The 17,143-nt window shown below is 69.4% G+C and carries 10 protein-coding genes; 9 read left to right on the plus strand and 1 reads right to left on the minus strand.

Annotation, left to right across the window (positions count from 1 at the left end):
* Positions 1-129: 129 nt before the first annotated feature.
* The 4 genes from dnaE (at position 130) to JOF44_RS18775 (ending at position 7,452) form a co-directional block, all read left to right on the plus strand.
* A complete protein-coding gene (gene dnaE, locus JOF44_RS18760) occupies positions 130-3,696 on the plus strand; it encodes a DNA polymerase III subunit alpha (protein WP_209895043.1) in 3,567 nt (1,188 codons plus the stop codon).
* Positions 3,697-3,700: 4 nt separating this feature from the next.
* Positions 3,701-4,567 carry an endonuclease/exonuclease/phosphatase family protein gene (locus JOF44_RS18765; RefSeq protein WP_209895045.1) on the plus strand — a complete coding sequence of 289 codons (867 nt, stop codon included), beginning with the start codon at positions 3,701-3,703 and terminating at the stop codon, positions 4,565-4,567.
* A 44-nt stretch (positions 4,568-4,611) separates the two neighbouring features.
* On the plus strand, positions 4,612-5,820 hold the full coding sequence (locus JOF44_RS18770; protein ID WP_209895047.1) for an acyl-CoA dehydrogenase family protein: 1,209 nt from the start codon (positions 4,612-4,614) through the stop codon (positions 5,818-5,820).
* 186 nt (positions 5,821-6,006) lie between these two features.
* On the plus strand, positions 6,007-7,452 hold the full coding sequence (locus JOF44_RS18775) for an MFS transporter (protein WP_209895049.1): 1,446 nt from the start codon (positions 6,007-6,009) through the stop codon (positions 7,450-7,452).
* A gap of 72 nt (positions 7,453-7,524) precedes the next feature.
* Here the strand turns inward: JOF44_RS18775 and pgi are convergent, their stop codons facing one another.
* Positions 7,525-9,219 carry a glucose-6-phosphate isomerase gene (pgi, locus tag JOF44_RS18780; RefSeq protein ID WP_209895051.1) on the minus strand — a complete coding sequence of 565 codons (1,695 nt, stop codon included), beginning with the start codon at positions 9,217-9,219 and terminating at the stop codon, positions 7,525-7,527.
* Positions 9,220-9,392: 173 nt separating this feature from the next.
* On the opposite strand from pgi, the gene JOF44_RS18785 reads away from it, so the two are divergent.
* From JOF44_RS18785 to typA, 5 genes are all read left to right on the plus strand, one after another.
* On the plus strand, positions 9,393-11,051 hold the full coding sequence (locus tag JOF44_RS18785) for a peptide ABC transporter substrate-binding protein (RefSeq protein WP_209895053.1): 1,659 nt from the start codon (positions 9,393-9,395) through the stop codon (positions 11,049-11,051).
* Positions 11,052-11,247: 196 nt separating this feature from the next.
* Positions 11,248-12,183 (plus strand): ABC transporter permease, encoded by a 936-nt coding sequence (locus JOF44_RS18790; RefSeq protein ID WP_209895055.1) that lies wholly within the window; start codon positions 11,248-11,250, stop codon positions 12,181-12,183.
* A complete protein-coding gene (locus JOF44_RS18795) occupies positions 12,167-13,138 on the plus strand; it encodes an ABC transporter permease (RefSeq protein WP_209895057.1) in 972 nt (323 codons plus the stop codon). The genes JOF44_RS18790 and JOF44_RS18795 overlap by 17 nt, the downstream gene beginning before the upstream one ends.
* Complete coding sequence (locus tag JOF44_RS18800; protein WP_209895059.1) at positions 13,135-15,066, plus strand: dipeptide ABC transporter ATP-binding protein; 1,932 nt, start codon at positions 13,135-13,137, stop codon at positions 15,064-15,066. Before JOF44_RS18795 ends, JOF44_RS18800 begins: the two co-directional genes overlap by 4 nt.
* 153 nt (positions 15,067-15,219) lie before the next feature.
* On the plus strand, positions 15,220-17,142 hold the full coding sequence (gene typA, locus JOF44_RS18805; RefSeq protein WP_209895062.1) for a translational GTPase TypA: 1,923 nt from the start codon (positions 15,220-15,222) through the stop codon (positions 17,140-17,142).
* Position 17,143 lies beyond the last annotated feature (1 nt).

The following is a 17,143-nucleotide window of genomic DNA, read 5'->3' on the forward strand; positions in this document are numbered from 1 at the left end:
GGAGAGGTGCGGGGTGCGCGCCGCAGGCGCCGTCAGCCCGCAGATCCGACACGCCGGGCGCGCCGAGGTGACCTCACCGACCCCTCTGCGGCGGCGCGTCGACCCCGCCGACTGGCTAGGCTGGAGAGCATGGCTCCCGCGGACTCCGATGACTTCGTCCACCTCCACGTCCACACCGATTACTCGCTCCTGGACGGGGCCTCGAAGATCGACAAACTGGTCGACGAGACCGTGCGACAGGGCCAGAAGGCCGTGGCCATCACGGACCACGGCTACCTGTTCGGCGCCTACGAGTTCTACAAGGCCGCCACCTCCGCCGGCATCAAGCCGATCGTCGGCATCGAGGCCTATGTGACCCCGGGGACCAGCCGCCACGACCGCACCCGCCAGCAGTGGGGCACGCGGGAGCAGCAGCTCGCCGGCGATGACGTCTCCGCCCGCGGCGCCTACACCCACCTCACGCTCCTCTCGCGCAGCACGGCCGGCATGCACAACCTGTTCCGCCTGGGCTCCTACGCCTCGCTCGAGGGACAGATGGGCAAGTGGCCCCGCATGGACCGCGAGATCCTCTCGACGTATTCCGACGGGCTGATCGCCACGTCCGGCTGCCCCTCCGGCGAGGTGCAGACCCGTCTGCGCCTGGGACAGTTCGACGAGGCGGTCAAGGCCGCCGGCGAGTACCAGGACATGTTCGGACGAGAGAACTACTTCATCGAGCTGATGGATCACGGGCTCGACATCGAGAAGCGCGTGACCAAGGACCTGCTCGAGGTCGCCAAGGCCGTCGGCGCGCCGCTGGTGGCCACCAACGACCTCCACTACGTCACCGAGCAGGACGCCCAGATCCAGGACGTCCTGCTGTGCATCAACTCCGGCTCCCGCCTGAACGACCCCGACCGCTTCAAGTTCGGCGGCTCCGGCTACTTCCTGAAGTCCGCGAAGCAGATGCGCGAGCTGTTCCGCGAGTTCCCCGAGGCCTGCGACAACACGCTGCGCATCGCCGAGATGTGCGAGGTCGAGTTCCGCACCACCGAGGACGGCGCGAACTACATGCCCAACTTCCCCACCCCGGCGGGGGAGGACGAGGAGTCCTGGTTCATCAAGGAGATCCAGCGCGGCCTGGAGTACCGCTACCCCGCCGGCATCCCCGACGCCGTCAAGCAGCGCGCCGACTACGAGGTCGGCATCATCTTGCAGATGGGCTTCCCCGGCTACTTCCTGGTGGTCTCCGACTACATCAAGTGGGCCAAGGAGCAGGGGATCCGCGTCGGGCCGGGCCGTGGCTCCGGGGCCGGCTCGATGGTCGCCTACGCCATGCGCATCACCGATCTCGACCCCCTCGAGCACGGGCTGCTGTTCGAGCGGTTCCTGAACCCCGATCGCGTCTCCATGCCCGACTTCGACGTCGACTTCGATGATCGCCGCCGCGGCGAGGTCATCGAGTACGTCGAGCGCAAGTACGGCGACGATCGCATCGCCCAGGTCATCACCTACGGCGTCATGAAGACGAAGAACTCCCTCAAGGACGCCGCCCGCGTGCTGGACTACCCCTACGCGATGGGGGACAAGCTCTCCAAGGCGCTGCCGCCGACGGTGATGGGCAAGGACATCTCCGTCAAGGGCATCTTCGACCCCGAGGACAAGCGGTACGCCGAGGCCGGGGAGTTCCGCAGGCTCCATGACGAGGACCCCGATGTCCAGAAGGTCGTCGAGATCGCGCAGGGCGTCGAGGGACTGACCCGCGGCTGGGGCGTGCACGCCTGCGCCGTGATCATGTCCAGCCACCCGCTGATCGACATCGTCCCGATGATGCGCCGCCCCTCGGACGGCCAGATCATCACCCAGTTCGAGTACCCCACCCTGGAGGCGCTCGGCCTGCTGAAGATGGACTTCCTGGGGCTGCGCAACCTCACCGTGCTCTCCGACGCCGTGGACAACATGGCACGCAACGGCAAGACGCCGCCGGACCTGGAGACGCTGCCCTTCGACGACGAGAAGACCTACGAGCTCCTCCAGCGAGGGGACACCCTGGGCGTGTTCCAGCTGGACGGCTCCGGCATGCGCACCCTGCTGCGGCAGATGAAGCCCGACCACTTCGCGGACATCACCGCGGTCTCCGCGCTGTACCGCCCCGGGCCGATGGGCATGGGATCGCACACCAACTACGCGCTGCGCAAGAACGGGCTGCAGGAGATCACCCCGATCCACCCGGAGCTCGAGGAGCCCCTGGCCCACATCCTGGATGAGACCTACGGCGTGCTGGTCTACCAGGAGCAGGTCATGCAGACGGCGCAGACGGTCGCCGGGTACAGCCTCGGCGAGGCCGACATCCTGCGCCGCGCCATGGGCAAGAAGAAGAAGGCCGAGCTGGACAAGCAGTACGTCTCCTTCGAGGCCGGCATGAAGAACAACGGGTACTCCGACGCCGCCGTGCAGGCGCTGTGGGAGACGCTGCTGCCCTTCGCCGACTACGCCTTCAACAAGTCGCACTCGGCCGCCTACGGCGTGGTCTCCTACTGGACCGGCTATCTCAAGGCGAACCACCCCACCGAGTACATGGCCGCGCTGCTGACCTCCACCCAGGAGAACCGCGACCGTCTGGGCCTGTACCTCGGCGACTGCCGCCACCGCGGCATCACCGTGCTGCCGCCCGACGTCAACGAGTCCGACCTGTACTTCTCCGCCGTCGGCGACGACATCCGCTTCGGCCTCTCGGCGATCCGCAACGTCGGCGCCCACGTGGTGAAGGAGATCATCTCCACCCGGGAGGAGAAGGGCGCCTTCACCTCCTTCACCGACTTCCTGGACAAGGTGCCGCTGACCGTGTGCAACAAGCGCACGATCGAGTCCCTCATCAAGGGCGGGGCCTTCGACTCCCTCGGCGCGAACCGTCGCTCCCTGGCGCTCATCCACGAGGACGCCGTCGATTCCGTGGTCGACGTCAAGCGCAAGGAGGCCCAGGGCCAGTACGACCTGTTCGGCGACGTCTTCGGCGGCGGAGGCGGCGAGGAGGTGGCGACCGGCTCCGCGGCCACCATCGTGATCCCCGACCTGCCGGAATGGGACCGCAAGGAGAAGCTCGCCTTCGAGCGGAACATGCTGGGCCTGTACGTCTCGGACCATCCACTGTACGGCCTCGAGCACGTCATCGCCCAGAACTCCTCGACGGCGATCAGCGCGCTCGCCGACGACGGCGCCGTCGAGGACGGCGCCATGGTCACCATCGCGGGTCTGATCACGTCCCTGCAGCGCAAGACCACCAAGAAGGGCGACATGTGGGCGATCGCCACGGTCGAGGACCTCGAGGGCTCGATCGACTGCCTCCTGTTCCCCTCCACCTACCAGACCGTCGCCACCGAGCTCGCCGAGGACCTCATCGTCTCGATGAAGGGCCGCGTGGACACCTCAAAGGGCATGCCGGAGCTGAAGGTGATGGACATGACCATCCCGGAGACCGGGGGAGGGCCCGACGGCCCGGTCACCATCGCCCTGCCCGCGATGCGCGCCACCACCAAGGTCGCCCAGCAGCTGCGCGGCGTGCTGGAGGACAACCCCGGCCCCAGCGAGGTGCGGCTGCGCCTGCAGGAGCCGGGCCGGTCCACGCTGATGCAGCTGGACAAGCGGCTGTCGGTCGCCCCGTCGGCCGCGCTGTACGCCTCGCTGAAGACGCTGCTGGGCCCCAGCTGCCTGCAGTGACCCGATGACGTCGTGGCGGGTGGCGACCTGCAACATCCGCCACGGACTCGGCCCCGACGGCCGGGTCGATCTGGCACGCACCGCCGAGGAGGTCCGGGCGCTGGGGGCCGACGTCGTCGGCCTGCAGGAGGTCGACGTCGCCTTCGGTCCCCGCTCCGACCATGGGGACCAGGCCGCAGAGCTCGGCGCTCTGCTGGGGATGCGGGTCGGTTTCGGCGCCGCCCTCGACCTGCCACCGGCCCGGGAGGGAGACCCGCGGCGTCGCTACGGGATCGCGCTGCTGACCCGCCACGAGATCCTCGCGCAGGAGATGCGCCTGCTTCCGGCTCATCCCGGCTGCGCCCCGCCGACGGAGCCCCGCGGCGTGCTCCATGCGCGTCTGCGGCGCCGCGACGGCGCGCAGCTCGAGGTCCTGGTCACGCACCTGGACAACGCGAGCCGCGCCCACCGCACCTCGCAGGTGCAGGGCATCGTCCGCCTCGCCGAGGACGTCGTGGGGCCGGCGGTGCTGATGGGCGACATGAACGCCGAACCCTTCTCGCGCGAGCTCGCCGCGCTCCCCGCCACGGGGTGGCGCGATGCGGCGCAGCACGTCGCGGCACCGCCGTCCCGAGCCGCCGGGCAGCTCGAGGGTACGCTCCGGGCGGAGCTCCTCCGGTCGGCAGCGGGCCGCGCGGTGCGGGCGCTCCTGGACGTCACCGGCCTGCGGCGCGGCTCCACCGGGGGCGCCACCCATCCCGCACGCTTCCCGCTGCGACGGATCGACGCGCTGTGGGTGCGGGGCGGGATCGCCGTGTCCTCGCTCGAGGTGGGCCCGTGCGGCAGCTCGGATCATCGGCCCGTGGTGGCCACCCTGCGCGTCGGTCGCTGAGGCCCCGCGCCGCGTCCGCCTCCTCGCTGGACTAGCGTGGACGCATGAGCACCATCGCCCAGGACCTGCTGCCCGATTCGCTGCTGAGCACCTTCCGAGAGCGCGCCGTGGTCCACGACCGCGAGAACACCTTCCCCACGGACGACCTCGCCGACCTCCGGGACCGGGGCTATCTGCGCCTGCTGGTGCCCACCGAGCTCGGCGGGCTCGGCGCGACCCTGCTGGAGGCGAGCCGGATCCAGCGCCGCCTCGCCCAGGCCGCCCCCGCCACGGCGCTGTCGATGAACATGCACCTGGTGGTGACCGGGGCCGCACTGCACGCCCACCGCCTCGGCGTCGGCGAGGTGCGCACGATCCTCGAGGACGCCGCCGCAGGACAGCTGTTCGCCTTCGGGATCTCGGAGCCGGGCAACGACGCGATGCTCTTCGACTCCTCCACCCGGGCCGAGGAGCAGGAGGACGGCGGCTACCGCGTCACCGGCACCAAGATCTTCACCTCTCTCGCCCCCGTCTGGGACCGCCTGGTGGTGCACGGCCGCGTCGCCGAGGCGACCGAGGCCGATCCGCGGCTCGCCTTCGGGGTGCTCGAGCGCACCGACGAGGTCGAGACCCTCGACGACTGGGACACCCACGGCATGCGCCCCTCCCAGTCCTGCACCACCCGCCTGCACGGGGCTCGGATCCCCGGCGACCGGGTGCTGACGCGCACCCCCGTCGGCCCGAACCCCGACCCGTTCGTGATGGGGATCTTCGGTGCCTTCGAGCTGCTGATCGCCTCCGTCTACACCGGCGTCGCCGAGCGTGCCGTGGCCGTCGGCGCGGACATCGCCGCGACCCGACGCAGCATCACCAAGGACATCGTCCACGCGGACGACCCCGACATCCGCTGGCGGCTGGCCGATGCCGCGATCGGCCTGGACGGCACAATGCTGCAGATCGAGAAGGTGATGGCCGATCTCGATGCCCTCGGCACCGGAGAGGGAGGCGCCGGAACCGTCGATCACGGTGCGCGGTGGTTCCTGCACTTCTCCGGCGTGAAGTCCCGGGCCACCGAGGCCGCGATCAGCGCCGTCGACCAGGTGCTGCGGGCCAGCGGCGGCTCCCAGTACTCCCGACGCAGCGAGCTGGAGCGGCTCTCCCGGGACGTGCGCGCCGGGATGTACCACCCGTCCGACGAGGAGTCCGTGCATGCCTCCTATGCCACGGCGCTGCTCGGCGAGGTCGGCGCGTCCCGGCCCCCGCTGGGTCGCTGAGCGCCACGCCGCCCCGCGCGTCCTGGAGGAGGCGGGCTTCCACCTCAGGCCCCCATCTCGAGCACGCCGTCGCCGACCTGCTGCCTGCGCGCCGGCCCAGCGGAGCGGCCGACGGCGGTATTCGGCCCGGTCGCGTTCGTCGGTCCGCTGTGCTTCCGACGCCGCGGTGCGCGACGACGTCTCACGATGTGTCCCTCACGTCCGCATGATGGGATCGCGGGTCTAAGGTCGTCCGCCGTGAGCACCGCACCAGATACGACCTCCGCCGCCCCCGCCGCGCCCGCCAACACCCGCGGGCGCGTCATCACCGCCTCGATGGTCGGCACGACGATCGAGTTCTTCGACTTCTACGCCTACGCGACCGCGGCCTCGCTGGTCTTCCCGGCCCTGTTCTTCCCCACCCAGACCCCGGCGAACCAGCTGCTGAGCTCCTTCGCGGTCTTCGGCGTGGCCTTCGTGGCCCGTCCGCTGGGCTCGCTGATCTTCGGGCACTTCGGCGACCGCGTCGGTCGCAAGACCACTCTGGTGGCGAGCCTGCTGGTGATGGGCATCGCCACCGTCCTGATCGGCGTGCTGCCCGGCGCCGCGACCCCGGGCTTCTCCGTCCTCGCCCCCACGATCCTGGTGCTGCTGCGCTTCTGCCAGGGCGTCGGGCTGGGCGGCGAATGGTCCGGGGCCGCCCTGCTCGCCACCGAGAACGCCCCGCCCGGCAAGCGCGCCCTGTACGGCACCTTCCCGCAGCTGGGCGCTCCCATCGGGTTCATCCTGTCCAACCTGATCTTCGTGGTGCTCAGCCTCCAGCTGACCCCGGAGCAGTTCGCCTCCTGGGGCTGGCGCGTGCCCTTCCTGCTCTCCTCGATCCTGGTCGCCGTCGGACTGTGGGTGCGCCTGAAGCTCATGGAGTCCCCGGCCTTCCAGAAGGTGATCGACGAGGAGCGGGTCGCCGCGGTCCCGATCGCCCGCATCGTCCGCACCGCCTGGCGGCCGCTGATCCTCGCCACTCTCGCGATGGTCGCGACCTATGTGCTCTTCTACCTGATGACGGCCTTCCTCATGGTGGTCGGCACCCGCCCGGCCGACGAGGCCTCCGCCCGTGCGGCAGCCGAGGCCGCCGGCAACTCCTTCGACCCCAGCACCTTCGTGCCGGGACTCGGCTACGACCGCCCGCATTTCCTGACCATGCTGATCATCGGCGTGGTGTTCTTCGGGATCTTCACCGTGGTCTCCGGCCCGCTCGCCGATCGCGTCGGACGGCGGCCGCTGCTGCTGGTCGTCACCGTCGCGATCGCGGTGTTCGGCATGCTGATCGAGCCGCTGATGAGCTCGGGCACCGTCGGCGTCATGGCCGCGCTGATCGTCGGGTTCACGCTGATGGGCCTCACCTTCGGCCCGATGGCCGCGTTCCTGCCGGAGATGTTCCGGGCCGACGTGCGCTACACCGGCAGCGCCGTCAGCTACAACCTGGCGTCCGTGATCGGGGCGGCCCCCGCCCCGTACGCGCTCATCGCGCTGTGGCAGGCCCTCGGCGGGTCGCTGTGGCTGGTCGGCGCCTATCTCGCGCTCGCCGCCGCGATCACTCTGGTGGCACTGCTGGTCGGCACGGAGACGCGCGAGGTCGACTACCTGGCCTGAGTCGCAGGAGCGGAGACGACGAAGGGCGGCACCCGATCGGGTGCCGCCCTTCTCCTGTCTCAGCGGTCGAACTCAGCGCTTCCTGTTCTCGCGGTAGTAGCGGATCAGCGCTGCCGTGGAGGCGTCCTCCCCGGCGATCGCGGACTCGTCGCCCGCGACCGCGCCGGCGAGATCCTTCGCGAGCTGCTTGCCCAGCTCCACGCCCCACTGGTCGAAGGAGTTGATGCCCCAGACGACCCCCTGGACGAAGGTGATGTGCTCGTACAGCGCGATCAGCTGGCCCAGCACCGAGGGGGTGAGCTTCGGGGCCATGATCGAGGTGGTGGGACGGTCACCGGAGAACTCGCGGGCCGCGACCAGAGCGCCCTCGGTGCCCTCGGCACGCACCTCCTCGGCGGTCTTGCCGAAGGCCAGCGCCTTGGTCTGGGCGAAGAAGTTCGCCAGGAACAGCTCGTGGACGTCCTGCTCGCCGTCGGCGAGGGCATGGTTCGGGGTGGCGAAGGCGATGAAGTCCGCCGGGATGATCCGGGTGCCCTGGTGGATCAGCTGGTAGAAGGCGTGCTGGCCGTTGGTGCCGGGTTCGCCCCAGAACACCTCGCCGGTCTCGGTGGTAGCCAGCGTCCCGTCCCAGCGCACGGACTTGCCGTTGGACTCCATGGTCAGCTGCTGGAGGTAGGCCGGGAAGCGGTGGAGGTACTGGGAGTAGGGGAGCACCGCATGGGTCTCCGCCTCCAGGAAATTCACGTTCCACACGTTCAGCAGCCCCATCAGCAGCGGCACGTTCTGCTCGGCCGGAGCCGTCGCGAAGTGCTCGTCCATCCCGTGGAAGCCGGCCAGCAGCTCCTCGAAGGCGTCCGGTCCCAGCACGGTGGCCAGCACCGTGCCGATCGCGGAGTCGACCGAGTAGCGGCCGCCCACCCAGTCCCAGAAGCCGAAGGCGTTGTCGGGGTCGATGCCGAAGTCCGCGACCTTGTCCAGCGCGGTGGAGACGGCCACGAAGTGCTTGGCGATGGCCTCCTTCTCCTGCTCCGGCGTCAGCGCCGCGTTCTCCCGCAGCCCTTGCAGCAGCCATTCGCGCACCAGACGCGCGTTGGTGAGGGTCTCCAGCGTGGTGAAGGTCTTCGAGGCGACGATGACCAGCGTGGTCTCGGGGTCGAGGTCCTTGGTGGACTCGTAGGCGTCGGTCGGGTCGATGTTCGAGACGAAGCGGGCGGACAGGCCGTCCTGGGCCCACGGCTTCAGCGCCTCGTAGACCATCACGGGACCGAGGTCGGAGCCGCCGATGCCGATGTTCACGACCGTCTCGATCCGTCGGCCGGTCATGCCGGTCCACTGGCCGGAGCGGACCTGGTCGGCGAAGGCGTACACGCGTCGGAGGGTCTCCTGGACGTCGGCGTCGATCTGCTGGCCGTCCACCTCGAGGGCGGGGGAGGCGCCGGCGGGGCGGCGCAGGGCGGTGTGCAGGACCGCGCGGTCCTCGGTGGTGTTGATGTGGGCGCCGGCGAGCATCGCATCGCGGCGCTCGAGGACCCCGACCTCGCGGGCGAGCTGCTGGAGCAGCTCCATGGTCTCCGCGGTCACGAGGTTCTTGGAGAGGTCGACGTGGAGGTCGGCCGCTCGGTGGCTGAAGCGCTCGGCGCGCTGCGGATCCGCGGCGAACCATTCGCGCAACGAGGTGCTCTGCTCGAGGTGATGCGCCTCGAGCGCGGACCAGGCGTCGGTGGTCGTCGGGTCGACGGGAGCGGTGGAGGAGTTCGGAGCAGTCATACGGCCATTGTGGCCCTCCGGGTGCACGGCGGCCACTCGGTCCGCCGGCACCTGGTGATCGAAACGTGACCCGCTGTTGCGCGTTCTGAGCGGCGCGACGGTGCAGACTGGCCCTACGATCATGGCGCACCCGCAACCCGGGTGCCCTTTATTGCACCCACAGGAGAACCCCAATGGCGATTTCGCGACGATCAATGATGCTCGGCTCCGCGGCGGGCGGCGTCTCCGCACTGGCACTGGCGGCGTGCGGCAACGGCGGCGACGGCGGCGGTGACGGCGGCAGCGACGGCGGCGGTGGTGGCGGTGGCAACCCGATCCTGGCCAACGGCACCGAACCGCAGAACCCCCTGGTCCCGACCAACACCAACGAGGTCGGCGGCGGGCGCATCGTCCAGAACATCTTCGCCGGCCTGGTCTCCTACGACGCCGAGGGCACCCAGCACAACGAGGTCGCGGCGTCCATCGACACCGAGGACAGCCAGACCTACACGATCACCCTCAACGAGGGATGGACCTTCACCGACGGCAGCGACGTGACCGCCCAGAGCTTCGTCGACGCGTGGAACTACGGCGCCAACGCCTCCAACGCCCAGCTGTCCGGATACTTCTTCGAGCCGATCGAGGGCTATGAGGACCTGCAGGGCGAGGACGTCGCCGCCGACGCCACGCTCACCGGTCTGACCGCCGACGACGATCTCACGCTCACCGTCAAGCTGGTCTCGCCGCAGGCCGACTTCCCCATCCGCCTGGGCTACACGGCCTTCTCGCCCCTGCCGAAGGTCTTCTTCGACGACCCGGAGGCCTTCGGGGAGATGCCGATCGGCAACGGTCCGTACACGCTGACCTCCTGGGAGCACGAGGTCTCCGCCGAGCTCGCGGTGAACCCGGACTACGCCGGCAACCGCAAGCCCGCCAACGGCGGCGTGCGCTTCACCTTCTACCAGGACTTCGAGACCGCGTACAACGACCTGCTGTCGGCGGGCGTCGACGTCATCGACAACATCCCGGCCAGCGCGCTGACCACCTTCGAGGACGAGCTCGGCGAGCGCGCCATCAACCAGCCGGCCGCCGTCTTCCAGTCCTTCACCATCCACATGGAGGACCCCAACTTCACCGGTGAGGCCGGCAATCTGCGCCGCCAGGCGCTGTCGATGGCGATCGATCGTCAGACGATCTGCGACGCCATCTTCCAGGGCACCTCCTCCCCGGCCACGGACTTCTCCTCCCCGGTTGTCAACGGCTACTCGGATTCGATCCCGGGCAGCGAGGTCCTGCAGTTCGACGCGAAGAAGGCCAAGCAGCTCTGGGACGAGGCCGAGGGCATGCAGCCCTTCGAGGGCCCGTTCACCCTCGCCTACAACGCCGACGGCGACCATGCCGCCTGGGTCGACGCCGTGACCAACCAGCTGCTGAACAATCTCGGCATCGAGGCCACCGGCAAGTCGTACCCGACCTTCTCGGCCCTGCGCGACGAGGTCCTGAACCGCACGATCACCGGTGCCTTCCGCTCCGGCTGGCAGGCGGACTACCCCTCCGTGTTCAACTTCCTCGGCCCGCTGTACGGCTCGGCCGCGGCGGAGGGGCGCGGCTCCAACGACGGCGACTACATGAACGACGAGTTCGACCAGCTGCTGGCCGAGGGTCTCGCGGCCACCGACGAGGAGGCCGCGTTCGCGAAGGCACAGGCGGCAGAGGAGCTGCTGTTCCGCGACCTCCCGGCGATCCCGCTGTGGAACGACAACGTCACCGGCGGCTCCGCGGAGACCGTCGAGAACGTCACGTTCGGCTGGGACAGCCAGCCGCAGTACCACGAGATCACCAAGACGGCCTGACCAGGACGTCATACCTCGCCGGAGCGGGGGTGCGGTACGACACCGCGCCCCCGCTCCGTGCCGGGACCGCCCGGGACGCCCCGGAGTCTGAGAGCGTCGTTCGCGCTCCTCCGCACTAGGGTGACCCGGAATACCCCCCGCGCGCCGCACGGCACACTCCGTCCCGGCGCGCCCGAACCACGCAAAGGTGCAACGCATGGCCTGGTATGTCATCCGGCGCGTGCTGCAGATGATCCCCGTCTTCTTCGGCGCGACGTTCCTGGTGTACTTCCTGGTGTTCTCGATGCCCGGAGACCCCATCGCGGCGCTCGGCGGCAACAAGCCGCTCTCGCCCGCGGTGCAGGATCGTCTCCGCGCGGAGTACAACCTCGACGAACCACTGCTCACCCAGTACTTCCTCTACCTGCAGGGACTGGTCCAGGGCGACTTCGGCACGACCTTCGCCGGTCGACCCGTCATCGACGACATCCGCAGCGCCTTCCCGGTGACCGCGCGGCTCGCGGTCATCGCGATCATCTTCGAAGCGGTGCTCGGCATCCTCGGCGGCGTCGTATCCGGACTGCGCAAGGGCACCTGGATCGATACGACGCTGCTGGTCACCTCCATCCTGGTGATCGCCGTCCCGACCTTCGTGATCGGCTTCGTCGCCCAGTTCGTCTTCGGGGTGAAGCTGGGATGGGTGACGATCAACGTCGGCGCGGATGTCACCTGGGGGACGCTGCTGCTGCCCGGCATGGTGCTGGGCGCGGTCAGCTTCGCCTACGTGCTGCGCCTGACGCGCACCCAGATCACCGAGACGATGACCGCCGACCACGTCCGCACGGCCACGGCCAAGGGCCTCTCCCGCCCCCGCGTGATCAACGTCCACATCCTGCGCAACTCGCTGATCCCCGTCATCACCTTCCTCGGCGTCGACCTGGGGCAGCTGATGGGCGGCGCGATCGTGACGGAGGGGATCTTCAACATTCCCGGACTCGGCTTCCACCTCTTCGACGCGATCCAGCGCGGGGAGAGCACGAAGATGGTCTCGATGGTGACGCTGCTGGTCATCATCTTCATCGTCTCGAACCTGATCATCGATCTGCTGTATGCACTTCTCGACCCGAGGATCCGCTATGACGCACGCACGTGACACCAGCGGCGCCACGGTGCGCCGCGGCCAGGAGCACTTCGTCGCTCCGGTCGACGAGACCCCGCTCCTCGCGGTCGACACTCTCAACACCGACGTCAAGCCGCGCTCCCTCTGGTCGCAGGCCTGGCGCGATCTGCGGCGCAATCCGCTGTTCATCGTCTCGGCGATCCTCATCGCCATGGTGGTGACCGTCGCCGTCTTCCCCCGCCTGTTCACCGACTTGGATCCGTACTCCCAGGGCGCCTGCAACCTGGCCGACAACTACGGCGATCCGGAGCCCGGGCATCCCTTCGGGTTCGACCGGCAGGGCTGCGACGTGTACTCCCGCGTCATCTTCGGTGCGCGCCCCTCGGTCATCGTCGGCGTGGTCACCACGATCGGCGTGTTCGTCCTGGGCGGGCTGATCGGATCCGTGGCCGGCTGGTTCGGCGGGTGGATCGACGCGATCCTCTCCCGCCTGACGGACATCTTCTTCGCGATCCCGCTGATCCTGGCCGCGATCGTCGTCGGCCAGCTCTTCGAGCTCAACGCCATCACGCTGGCGCTGATCCTGGTCGCGTTCGGCTGGACCGCGATCGCCCGCATCGCCCGCGGCAGCGTCATGAGCGTGATGAACTCCGAATTCATCGCCGCCTCCAAGGCGTTGGGGGCCACGTCCATGCAGAATCTGTTCCGCCACGTCGTGCCCAACGCGATCGCGCCGGTGATCGTCACCGCGATGGTGAACCTGGGCGTCTACATCGTCCTCGAGGCGACCCTGTCCTTCCTGGGCGTCGGACTCCCGGCCTCCACCATCTCGTGGGGCACGGACATCTCGACCGCGCAGGGCGCGCTGAGAGTCCGCCCCGAACTGCTGTTCTACCCCTCCGGAGCCCTCGCCATCACGATCCTCAGCTTCATCATGCTGGGAGATGCCGTGCGTGACGCCCTCGACCCGAAGACGAAGAAGCGATGAGCTACGATCCGAACTTCCCGCACACCGACGGCGAGCCCGTCGACGAGCACCGCACCTCGCCGGTCGAGCCGCAGACAGCGGACGACGAGGCGGCCGCGGAGGTGGACCTCGACACGATCCACCCCGCCGAGGGCGGCGCCGCCGGCGCGGTCCACGAGTGGGCCCAGGACCGTCCCTTGCTCGAGATCAGCGACCTCGACATCACCTTCACGACCTCCGGCGGCGACGTGCCGGCGGTTCGCGGTGCGAACCTGACCGTGTATGCCGGTCAGACCGTGGCGATCGTCGGGGAGTCCGGCTCCGGCAAGACCACCACCGCGATGGCCGTCGCGGGCCTGTTGGCCTCCAACGGCCGCGTCAGCTCGGGGAGCATCTCCTTCCAGGACGAGGATGTCTCGAAGGCCTCCGGCAAGCGGATCCGCCAGCTGCGGGGCGATGAGATCGGCATGGTCCCGCAGGATCCGATGTCGAATCTGAACCCGCTGTGGAAGATCGGCTTCCAGATCAAGGAGGCGCTGACCGCCAACAAGGTCGCCAAGGGCAAGGAGGCCGACCGCCGCGTCGTCGAGCTGCTCGAGGAGGCCGGACTGCCGGACGCGGAGCGGCGTGCGAAGCAGTACCCGCACGAATTCTCCGGCGGCATGCGCCAGCGCGCCCTGATCGCCATGGGTCTCGCGGCGCGTCCGTCCCTGCTGATCGCCGACGAGCCCACCAGCGCCCTCGACGTGACCGTCCAGCGTCAGATCCTGGACCACCTCGATACGCTGACCGGTCAGCTCGGCGTCGCCGTCCTGCTGATCACCCACGACCTGGGCCTGGCCGCCGAGCGGGCCCAGCACGTCGTGGTCATGTACCGCGGGCGCGTGGTGGAATCCGGCCCGGCGCTGGAGATCCTCCAGAACCCCCAGCATCCGTACACCAGGCGCCTGATCAGCGCGGCACCGTCGCTGGCCTCCCAGCGACTGATCTCCGGCTCCGACCGCGCCGAGGTGCGCGAGCGGACTCCGCGGCGGGAGGACGGCGGCGCCCCCGCCGAGCAGGCCGCCCCCGGTGAGCACGGAGCACGCGAGCAGGGAGCACCAGAGCACGAGGCACCGGAGTTCGGGTACGGCGACGTCGATCCCGACCTGATGATCCAGGTCCAGGACCTCTCCAAGGTGTTCGACATCCGTGGATCCGTTCCCTGGAAGAGCACGCCGTTCACCGCGGTCGACTCGGTCTCCTTCGACCTGGAGCGGGGGACCACCACGGCGATCGTGGGGGAGTCCGGTTCGGGCAAGTCCACCGTCGCCCAGATGGTCCTCAAGCTCCTGGAGCCCACCTCCGGGCGGGTGCTCTTCGAGGGCAAGGACATCACGACCTACCAGGGCGCCGAGCTGAAGCAGCTGCGACGCCGCCTGCAGCCGGTGTTCCAGAACCCCTACGGCTCGATCGACCCCACCTACTCGATCTTCCGCACGATCGAGGAGCCCCTGCGGCTGCACGGCGTGACCAAGCATTCCGAGCGGGAGGCCCGGGTCCGCCAGCTGCTGGACCAGGTCTCGCTGCCGGCGGCGACCATGCAGCGCTACCCCAACGAGCTCTCCGGAGGGCAGCGGCAGCGCGTCGCCGTCGCCCGTGCGCTCGCCCTGCGCCCCGACGTGCTGGTGCTCGACGAGGCCGTCTCGGCGCTCGACGTCCTGGTGCAGGACCAGGTGCTCAAGCTGCTGGGCGATCTGCAGGACGAGCTCGATCTGTCCTACATCTTCATCACCCACGATCTCGCCGTCGTGCGCCAGATCGCCGACGACGTGATGGTGATGGAGCACGGGAAGGTCGTCGAGCACGCCCGCACGGAGCAGGTCTTCACCGACCCCCAGCAGGAGTACACCCGGCGACTGCTGGAGGCGATCCCGGGCCGCGGCATCACCCTGGGTGCCGGGGGCTGACCGCCAGGGCGTCGAAGGTCTCACCGGCTGCCCGCTGACCGATGCGGCGCAGGCGGATAGACTCACGGGGGCCTTGGAGCGGGCCGCACCCCGGTGCGGCCGGGCGCTGCACGGTCCCCGACCCGCCGCGCAACCTGAAACGAGCACCTGCGTATGACTCCCCGCCTCCGCACCGACCTGCGAAACGTCGCCATCGTCGCCCACGTCGACCACGGGAAGACCACCCTCGTCGACGCCATGCTCACCCAGAGCGGCGCCTTCGGCGACCACGACACGCACGACGAGCGGGCCATGGACTCCGGCGAGCTGGAGCGCGAGAAGGGCATCACGATCCTCGCGAAGAACACGGCGATCCGGTACACCGGACCGTCGGCCGCCGAGGCGGGGGAGCCCGACGGCATCACCATCAACGTCATCGACACCCCCGGCCACGCCGACTTCGGCGGCGAGGTCGAGCGCGGTCTGTCCATGGTCGACGGCGTCGTGCTGCTGGTGGACTCCTCGGAGGGACCGCTGCCGCAGACCCGCTTCGTGCTGCGCAAGGCGCTGGCCGCGAAGCTGCCCGTGATCCTCGTGGTCAACAAGGTCGACCGCCCCGACGCCCGGATCGAGGACGTCGTCAGCGAGTCCACCGACCTGCTGCTGGGACTGGCCTCGGACCTGGCCGAGGAGACCGACGACGTCGACCTCGACGCCGTGCTGGACGTCCCCGTCGTCTACGCCTCCGGCAAGGCCGGACGCGCCTCGACCACGCAGCCGGCCGACGGCGAGCTGCCGGCGGAGGAGAACGTCGAGCCGCTGTTCAAGACCATCCTCGAGTCGATCCCGGCGCCGAGCTACGACGACGAGGTGCCGCTGCAGGCCCACGTCACCAACCTCGACGCCTCCCCGTTCCTGGGCCGCCTGGCGCTGCTGCGCATCAAGAACGGAGAGCTGCGCAAGGGCCAGCAGGTCGCCTGGTGCACCCGCGACGGCGGGACCAAGCAGGTCAAGATCACCGAGCTGCTGGAGACCAAGGGCCTGGCCCGCGAGCCGATGACCGACGCCGCCCGGCCGGGCGACATCGTCGCCGTCGCCGGGATCCCCGAGATCATGATCGGCGAGACCCTCGCCGACCTCGCGGACCCGCGCCCCCTGCCGCTGATCACCATCGACGATCCCGCGATCTCGATGACCATCGGCATCAACACCTCCCCGCTGGCCGGCAAGAACGCCAAGGGGCACAAGCTCACCGCCCGCCAGGTCAAGGACCGGCTGGACTCCGAGCTGGTCGGCAACGTCTCGCTGAAGGTGCTGCCCACCGAGCGGCCCGACGCCTGGGAGGTCCAGGGCCGCGGCGAGCTGGCGCTGTCCATCCTGGTCGAGCAGATGCGCCGCGAGGGCTTCGAGCTGACCGTCGGCAAGCCCAAGGTGCTCACCCGCGAGATCGACGGCACCATCCACGAGCCCGTCGAGCGGATGACGATCGACGTCCCCGAGGAGTACCTCGGCACGGTCACCCAGCTGATGGCCTCGCGCAAGGGCCGCATGGAGACCATGAGCAACCACGGCTCCGGCTGGGTGCGCATGGAGTTCACGGTGCCCGCACGCGGCCTGATCGGCTTCCGCACGCGATTCATGACCGAGACCCGCGGCAACGGCATCGCCGCCTCGTACGCCGACGGCTTCGAGCCCTGGATGGGGACCATCGAGTTCCGCTCCACCGGCTCGCTGGTCGCCGACCGCGCCGGCAACGTCACGCCGTTCGCGATGATCAACCTCCAGGAGCGCGGCTCGTTCTTCGTCGAGCCCACCTCCGAGGTCTACACCGGCCAGATCGTCGGCGAGAACTCGCGCAACGAGGACATGGACGTGAACATCACCAAGGAGAAGAAGCTGACGAACATGCGCGCAGCCTCCTCGGAGTCGTTCGAGAACCTCGTCCCGCCGCGACGGCTGACCCTCGAGGAGTCCCTCGAGTTCACGGCCGAGGACGAGTGCGTCGAGGTCACCCCGGCGGTCGTGCGCATCCGCAAGGTCATCCTCGATGCCACCGAGCGTCACCGCGCGCGCTCGAAGGCCAAGTCCGGGAAGTGAT

Source organism: Brachybacterium fresconis, from assembly GCF_017876515.1.
Classification (GTDB): Bacteria; Actinomycetota; Actinomycetes; order Actinomycetales; family Dermabacteraceae; genus Brachybacterium; species Brachybacterium fresconis.